Below are 7,287 nucleotides of genomic sequence, written 5' to 3'. Positions count from 1 at the left end.
GGATGAGCCGACGAATAACCTCGATATTTCTTCGGTGGATTGGCTGGTGCAGGCGCTCGAAGCCTATACCGGCGCGCTCATTGTGGTGAGCCATGATGAGGATTTCTGCCGCCGCATCCGCATTGACCGCACGCTGGCGCTCTAGGGTTCCGCGCCCAACCCCGCGGGCAACTTCTGAATACAACAAACGGGTGCCCAGCACCTCCGAATGTGGAGGCGCCGGGCACTCACCATGGCAGCAGTCGGGACACATTCACCCAACTTCGCAGACCGCCTACTATTTATGTAACAAATCATCCTCGATAGTTACATATTTGTCACTAAAACCCATCTTATTTGTAATTAATGTCCCGCATGAGGCTCAAAATGTCACTCCAGGAATTACAATATGTACATGTATACGCCTGAAGAACTAACACAAACACTCAACGAGCTACGGCTTCTAGGCAGAGACAGCCTGACCGTAGAGGTTAAATCAGCCCACATGGGTTACCCCTCTTCCGTGGCGGAAACTATCTGTAGCTTTGCTAACCTTCCCGACGGAGGCACAATCATATGCGGTGTCGACGAATCTCAGGAGTTTGCACCTGTAGGTGTTTATGATGTTGAAGATTTGCGGGCAAAGATTATTGATGCTGCTCAAAATCTTAAGCCAAAAATCGTAGTAGAAACCGACGATATAACTTTGGATGGCCATCAGCTGCTCATCGTAACCGTTCCGGGTCTGCCGGTGCAGGAACGTCCCTGTTTCAAAGGTAATATAGCCTACCAGCGACTCGGAGACGGCGACTACCCAATGGATGGCTACGCGCTCAGTCTAATGTACGCGCAGCGCCACAAACCACACAATGACCTACAATCAATTCCCAACACATCCAGTGAAGATTTGGACAAATCCTACACCGAGGATTTCCTACACCAGGTGCGTCTTTCCTCAGCGCGTCTACGTAATGACTCCGACGCGGAGATCCTACGCAAACGCAACGTCATTGATGCCCATGACGAGTTGACCTTAGCCGGGCTATGCGCCCTGGGTGATTACCCGCAACAATTCTATGCTGGGGCAAGCATTATCGGCATAGTTTCTGTAAGCGGCAACGCCCGCAATGATGACCGTTTTCGAAGTGAAGGCCCTATTCCCGCCATGCTTGAAGATACCCTTGCATGGTTTATGCGCAACATCAAGAACCGCACCGTCACAGCTCCCAATGGTGCGGGGCTCATCGATCAGCCAGAAATCCCCCTGGTAGCTCTCCGTGAGTTCGTGGCTAACGCACTCGTCCACCGGAGCTATGAACGGGATGCATCCGGAAAATTTATACAGATTTTTATCAAACGCGGCCGTATTGAAATCATCAGCCCCGGCGGTTTTTGGGGTATCCTGCCGAGTCAGGTAGGCCTCGTGCATCGCCCCGCGGCTGTAAACGAGGCGCTCTATGCTATCTGCCAGAACATTCGTCTCAGTGACGGTCACCGACTAATCGAAGGCGAAGGCGGCGGTATCCTAGCTGCACAACAGGCCCTGGTTGATGCCGGGTTGCGTAAGGCGCATATTATCGATGAGGGTATCCAGGTACGCGTCATTATCTACCGCCCTGCCGATAACACGCAGCCTACGAGCATAATGGAGGTATCCTCGCCTCCTCAACGTGCTGAGATACCGGAAAATCTATCCCCCACGGAATCCCAGGTGTACGTTGCTTTGACCCGTGGACCCGCTACCGTCGCTGATATCGCGGAAAACACCGAGTTGAGTACACGGCAGGTACGTTACGCGCTACCCAAGCTAATCCAGCGAGGTTTGGTAGAGCAAAAAGCACGTTCGGGACGCCGCGGTTTGGTGTACCGCACGCTGGCGCTCTAGGGTTCTGCACCCAACCCCGCGGGGCAGCATCTGAATACAACGAACGGGTGCCCGGCACCTCCGAATATGGAGGCGCCGGACACCCGTTTCAGTTACCTCACCGCGGCTACTTCACCGCGCTGACGAAAACTTAGATTAGAGGACCAGGCCCTTGGTCTGGGACACTGCGCGCTCGAAGCGAGCCTGAACGTCAGCCCAGTTCACAATGTTCCAGAATGCCTTGACGTACTCGCCCTTGACGTTCTGGTAGTCCAGGTAGAATGCGTGCTCCCACATGTCCAGCTGCAGAACGGGAATCAGTGCAACGGAGATGTTGCCCTGCTGGTCGTAGAGCTGCTCGATGATGAGGCGCTTGCCAACGGTGTCCCATGCGAGGATTGCCCAGCCGGAGCCCTGAATGGTCAGTGCAACGTTGGTGAAGTGCTCACGGAACTTGTCGAAGGATCCGAAGAACTCGTCGATTGCTGCTGCCAGCTCGCCGGTGGGCTTGTCGCCACCCTCGGGGGACAGATTGTTCCAGAAGATGGAGTGGTTGGTGTGGCCACCCAGGTTGAACGCCAGGTCCTTGGAGAGCTTGGAGACGTTGCCGTATGCACCGTTCTCGCGTGCCTCTTCGAGCTGCTCGAGAGCTGCGTTAGCGCCTGCAACGTATGCTGCGTGGTGCTTGTCGTGGTGCAGCTCCATGATCTTTGCGGAGATGTGGGGCTCGAGCGCCGCGTAGTCGTAGGGGAGCTCGGGGAGGGTGTACTTTTCAGCCATGATGATGCCTTTCATTAGAAAACTTGGCTTGTATTAAAGATTACCAGCGTAGCGTTTACTTTACTTTTCACGAGTTGGGGTGCGTCACATTTATGTAAGACCTCGCTTGAGCATGTGGATTTCAGGCGAAGACTTTTCCCCACACCTGTGGATAATCCTGTGTATCAACAGGCTTTTCGGGGTCGGCACCCTATTCTGCCTTGAAATACCGGGGTATGCACTCATGTGAATAACAGAGTTGTAAGTTCTCCACACTGTGGATAACTACTGTGGATAACATCTCTTTTTGGGGATGTGCAGGGGATAAACTACAGAATTTTTGCTTCCGTTCGGGGTGCTTTTTCCCTCTACTAGCCAAAATATTGAGTCCCCAAAGGGGTTCTGAACAGCCTTACACACCTCCTTGCACCGGAGGCGGTGGATTAAGTGCACAGGGTTATCCACAGGTGTGGAAATTCTCGGGTTCCGCGGATTTAAAGGTGAAAACCCCTTCTGTTTAAGAACTGCCTCTCGGTTTTAACGCCCGTAGAAGCCTGTAATTACAAGAATTTCCCTGCTGCATCCTCATTTTTAACGCTCAGCAAGCTCGATACCGCCTCCATAAAATCACACGCGTGTAAGTTCTCCACACTGTGGAAAACCTCTGTGGATAACCATTTCGGCGCGATACGGCACAGTAGAACTGCAGCCGCACGGTACAGATGTGCACACTGCCTCATACAGCCCTCCCCTAGCTCGCACAGCACCCTTGCTGGCACCTACATGAGGGCAAAGAAAAAGAGCATCCGACCATTGGATGCTCTTAGAGTGAGTTGATAGATATTTCAGTTAAAAAGATACGGTACGGAATGCAGCCCAACCACGAACTGCACCCGCACCGCACATCCGTCGGTAGAAATACGAGTTACTCGTACACCGACGACAATCACCGATAAATAGAGAGTCGAACCTATCGAAGCGAGCTTCCGGTCTCGCCTCGGAGGCTTCCTTCGACCCCGTTATGTAATTAGTGTACACGGTTTCATTACGGTTGCAAAGCCAAAACCGTGATTTTCTTAAAATTTTTGTTATCGTTTCGTTATTTTTCACCCCTGGCAACCTCTTTGCACCCCTCAGAATTTTCATTCACACCCCTAAAACCCTTGATATTCCGCGGAATTCGGCTCGATGCACGAGTGTGCTTCTTGGTACGTTCTCATCTATACTTGTACCGGAAATCTTTTTAAATATGTCGTGTATCACCTACCTACCCAAGGTTTTTGCAGTCACTGCGTGCAAAAAGATGACCCTAGCACCCTCTAAAAAATTAGCACCAAAGTGTCAACCATTACTTGACCGTACCAATTTCAGGTTGCGAGTAAGACCTTTCGCTACAATGGGTGCCAACACACCGCATCTCCCCTTAATAAGGGAGCTCCATATCCGATAAAAGAGGAACCAATCCCGTGTCCACACCAACCACGTCTGCGCAGCGGTCCGAAAATACCGCACATAGCGAATCCATCCAGTGGCTCTCCCCCCAGGAGCGAGAAGGCTGGCTCTTTATCAGCTCCATCATTTTCAACCTCACCCGCAAGCTGGAAAACCAGCTGCAGACCGAAGCCGGTATTAGCTTCGTTGAATACATGGTGCTCGCGATGCTCTCCGAGTCCAAGGACAATTCCTTGACCATGACCGAGCTGGCAATTACCACCAACACCCTCCCGGCACGCCTCTCCCGCGTCGTGGCACGCTTGGAGAAGGACGGATACGTCCGCCGCTCCCTCAGTGCAGAAGACCGCCGCGTCAGCATCTGCCACCTGCTCCCCGCAGGCGAACAGAAGGTGCAGGAGGTCGCACCCGGCCACGTGAACGAAGTACGCCGCCAGATTTTCGACCACCTCACCACCGAGCAGGTTGAGCACCTCGCAGAAATCGGCGAGGCAGTCCTCGGCAACACCCCCTCAAACGTCATCTCCATTGATGCGCTCAAACGTGGGGACTACCCCACACAATAACCTCCTCCACCTGCCCTGCGGGTGAGAGTTGAGAGAACCAGAGATAAGGCACATTCCCACCGGGAACGTGCCTTATCTCTTTAACAGATTTCTTGATCAGGCCCGTGTAGCCGCGAGCGCTACAGCACGCGCGAACCTTAAAACCCCTAAAGTAGCCTCAAAGTAGTCCCACGCACCGTCATCTGCGAAGAATTTTTAAAAATTTTTTACGCCGTAACGCACCGCCCAGAAACGCCGGATTATCAGCTACCGGACACAAATGCATCGTGCATGTGCGTGGGAAATCTAGGTGCTTCATGCCGCCTTAAACCGCGAAATATCAAGGGAACACACTCAATACCACCCAAACCAAAGGGTATATTCAGGTCACCCACACTAAGGGTAGTGGTGACAATATGTCAGGGATACCTCATCTGCCCCACCGATTAGCCTTTTCTCTCTGTACACGACCCACTGCACACCGTACGATAAATACCAACAGGTTGCACCGCGCCATCCGGCGCCTACGAAGCAATCACCATATAAGGAGAAACCATATGTCTAAGTCTTTCTACGACCTTCTGAACGAGCAGATCGGCCACGAGTTCGCAGCATCTCACCAGTACCTGTCCATGGCTATCTGGCTCGACGGCGAAGACCTGCCCCAGCTGGCTAAGTTCTTCTACCGCCAGTCCCTCGAAGAGCGCGAGCACGCACTCATGATGGTTCAGTACAAGCTGGACCGCGGCCACAAGGTCGAGATCCCCGCTGTTCCCGCCGTGAAGAACGACTTCGAGAACGTCCAGGAAATCGTTGACCTGTCCCTGGCACAGGAGAAGGCTGTCACCGGTCAGATCGAGGCTCTGTTCTCCGCAGCACGCGCTGAGAACTACGCACTGGGCGAGCAGTTCATCCTCTGGTTCCTGAAGGAGCAGGTTGAGGAAGTTGCAACCATGGAGACCCTCGTGACCGTTGTAAAGCGCGCAAACGGCAACCTCTTCGACCTGGAGAACTACGTTGCACGCGAGCTGGCACACGACCACGGCCAGGAGTCCGGCGCACCCGCTATCGCAGGCGCATAATCTCGCATTCGCACGACTAGAGCGCTAGTCAAACACGCAGAATACCTGCAGAAATACTAAAACGTTCCGCCCTCACCGCACCACGCGGCGAGGGCGGAACGTTTATGCATATACGCCATAAAAGCACACCGCGGTGCACCGTCCAGGAGCTAAAAGCCGCCAGCCGGTACTCGAATACTCATACAGTGCAGAGTAAACTTAAAAGCCTTAGATGCCGCATAATATCGCGGCAGAAAGAGGAGAGAATGACTCACACCAACCCAGATACCCTCAGCCGCGGCTCATATAGCAACTCACGCCGCGTAGCCGACATTCTGCGTGCAGAATCAGTCGGCGGTACCGTACTTCTGATTGCGACGGTGCTGGCAGTAGTACTCGCCAACACCCCCGCATCCAGCTTCTACTTTGGTCTGCGAGACACCGTTGTTGGCCCGGTCATCCCCGGTTTCAACCACCTGCAGATGAGCATCGGCACCTGGGCGGCAGACGGTCTGCTCGTCGTTTTCTTCTTCCTCACCGGCCTGGAGCTGAAGAAGGAATTCGTGATTGGTGACCTCAAGTCACCCTCCACCGCAATTGTGCCGATTGCGGCTGCTTTCGGTGGTGTTGCAGTGCCCGCAATTATCTACACGGCACTGAACTTCACCAGCCCCACCGCACTGCACGGCTGGGCTATCCCCACCGCAACCGATATTGCGTTTGCGGTGTCCGTTCTCGCCGCCGTGGGTACTTTCCTCCCCTCGGCGATGCGCGTCTTCCTGCTGACCCTGGCTGTGGTCGACGACCTCATCGCAATCTGCATTATCGCGATTTTCTACACCAATAACTTCCACGGCGAGTACCTGCTCTTCGCGCTGATTCCCCTCGCCCTGTTTGCTTTCATCGCGTACCGCGGTGAGACCATGCTGCACCTGAAGCCGCTCGCCGCATGGGTTCTGCTGCTGCCCCTGGGCATTATCACTTGGGCACTCTTCCTCGAGTCCGGTATTCACGCCACCATTTCCGGTGTGGTTCTGGGCTTCCTGGTGCCCGTGAAGATGACCGCACGCTCCGAGGCGGCACACGCAGAACACGGCCTGGCAGAGGTGCTGGAGCACCGCTTCCGCCCCCTCTCTACCGGCATCTGCGTGCCCATCTTCGCGTTCTTCAGCGCGGGTGTGGCTGTAGGCGGCTTTGAAGGCCTCGGACGTGCCCTCACCGACTCCGTGGCGGTCGGCATCATGGTTGCGCTGGTTGCAGGTAAGACCATCGGTATTTTCGGTACTACCTGGCTCGTGACCCGATTCAAGAACGCTAACCTCGACCCGGACGTCGCCTGGATTGACGTGGTCGGTCTGGCTGCAACCGGCGGTATCGGCTTCACCGTGTCCCTGCTGGTCGCCGAGCTGTCCTTCCCGCACGGCTCCCCGCACACTGAGGACGCAAAGATTGCGATTCTCGTCGGCTCTGTTCTGGCTGCCGCTGTGGGTGCGGCTATCCTGTCTCGCCGTAACAAGCACTACCGTGCCCTGGCTGAGAAGGAAAGCGTGGACGCTGACGACAACGGCATCCCCGACGTCTTCGAGGGCACCTACCGTGACCCGAAGGCTGAAGCCTAGCAAGAACT

5 protein-coding genes are annotated in these 7,287 nt (G+C 54.6%); 4 read left to right on the top strand and 1 reads right to left on the bottom strand.

Annotated elements, in window-relative coordinates; translation table 11 throughout:
- Positions 1 to 394: 394 nt before the first annotated feature.
- Positions 395 to 1,864, top strand: a complete 1,470-nt coding sequence (locus tag HMPREF2682_RS08200) for an ATP-binding protein (protein WP_044151044.1) — start codon at positions 395 to 397, stop codon at positions 1,862 to 1,864.
- A 135-nt stretch (positions 1,865 to 1,999) separates the two neighbouring features.
- Here HMPREF2682_RS08200 and HMPREF2682_RS08195 read toward each other — a convergent pair whose 3' ends face one another.
- Positions 2,000 to 2,623 (bottom strand): superoxide dismutase, encoded by a 624-nt coding sequence (locus HMPREF2682_RS08195; RefSeq protein WP_005507370.1) that lies wholly within the window; start codon positions 2,621 to 2,623, stop codon positions 2,000 to 2,002.
- Positions 2,624 to 4,068: 1,445 nt separating this feature from the next.
- Here HMPREF2682_RS08195 and HMPREF2682_RS08190 point away from each other — a divergent pair.
- The 3 genes from HMPREF2682_RS08190 to nhaA all read left to right on the top strand — a co-directional run bounded on the left by HMPREF2682_RS08190 (position 4,069) and on the right by nhaA (position 7,279).
- Positions 4,069 to 4,620, top strand: coding sequence for a MarR family winged helix-turn-helix transcriptional regulator (locus tag HMPREF2682_RS08190; protein ID WP_070833139.1), 552 nt, complete (start codon positions 4,069 to 4,071; stop codon positions 4,618 to 4,620).
- Positions 4,621 to 5,156: 536 nt separating this feature from the next.
- Complete coding sequence (locus HMPREF2682_RS08185; RefSeq protein ID WP_070833136.1) at positions 5,157 to 5,681, top strand: ferritin; 525 nt, start codon at positions 5,157 to 5,159, stop codon at positions 5,679 to 5,681.
- Between the two features lie 245 nt (positions 5,682 to 5,926).
- Positions 5,927 to 7,279, top strand: a complete 1,353-nt coding sequence (gene nhaA, locus HMPREF2682_RS08180; RefSeq protein WP_070833133.1) for a Na+/H+ antiporter NhaA — start codon at positions 5,927 to 5,929, stop codon at positions 7,277 to 7,279.
- The last annotated feature ends 8 nt before the right edge of the window (positions 7,280 to 7,287 follow it).

It is taken from the genome of Rothia sp. HMSC061D12 (assembly GCF_001836735.1).
GTDB lineage: Bacteria > Actinomycetota > Actinomycetes > Actinomycetales > Micrococcaceae > Rothia.
This window is presented reverse-complemented; position numbering and strand designations above follow the sequence as displayed.

Bases quoted from the DNA above. Each gene is read 5' to 3' on its own strand.
- HMPREF2682_RS08200 (WP_044151044.1), top strand. From the start codon at position 395: ATGTATACGCCTGAAGAACTAACACAAACACTCAACGAGCTACGGCTT.
- HMPREF2682_RS08195 (WP_005507370.1), bottom strand. From the start codon at position 2,623: ATGGCTGAAAAGTACACCCTCCCCGAGCTCCCCTACGACTACGCGGCG.
- HMPREF2682_RS08185 (WP_070833136.1), top strand. From the start codon at position 5,157: ATGTCTAAGTCTTTCTACGACCTTCTGAACGAGCAGATCGGCCACGAG.
- nhaA (WP_070833133.1), top strand. From the start codon at position 5,927: ATGACTCACACCAACCCAGATACCCTCAGCCGCGGCTCATATAGCAAC.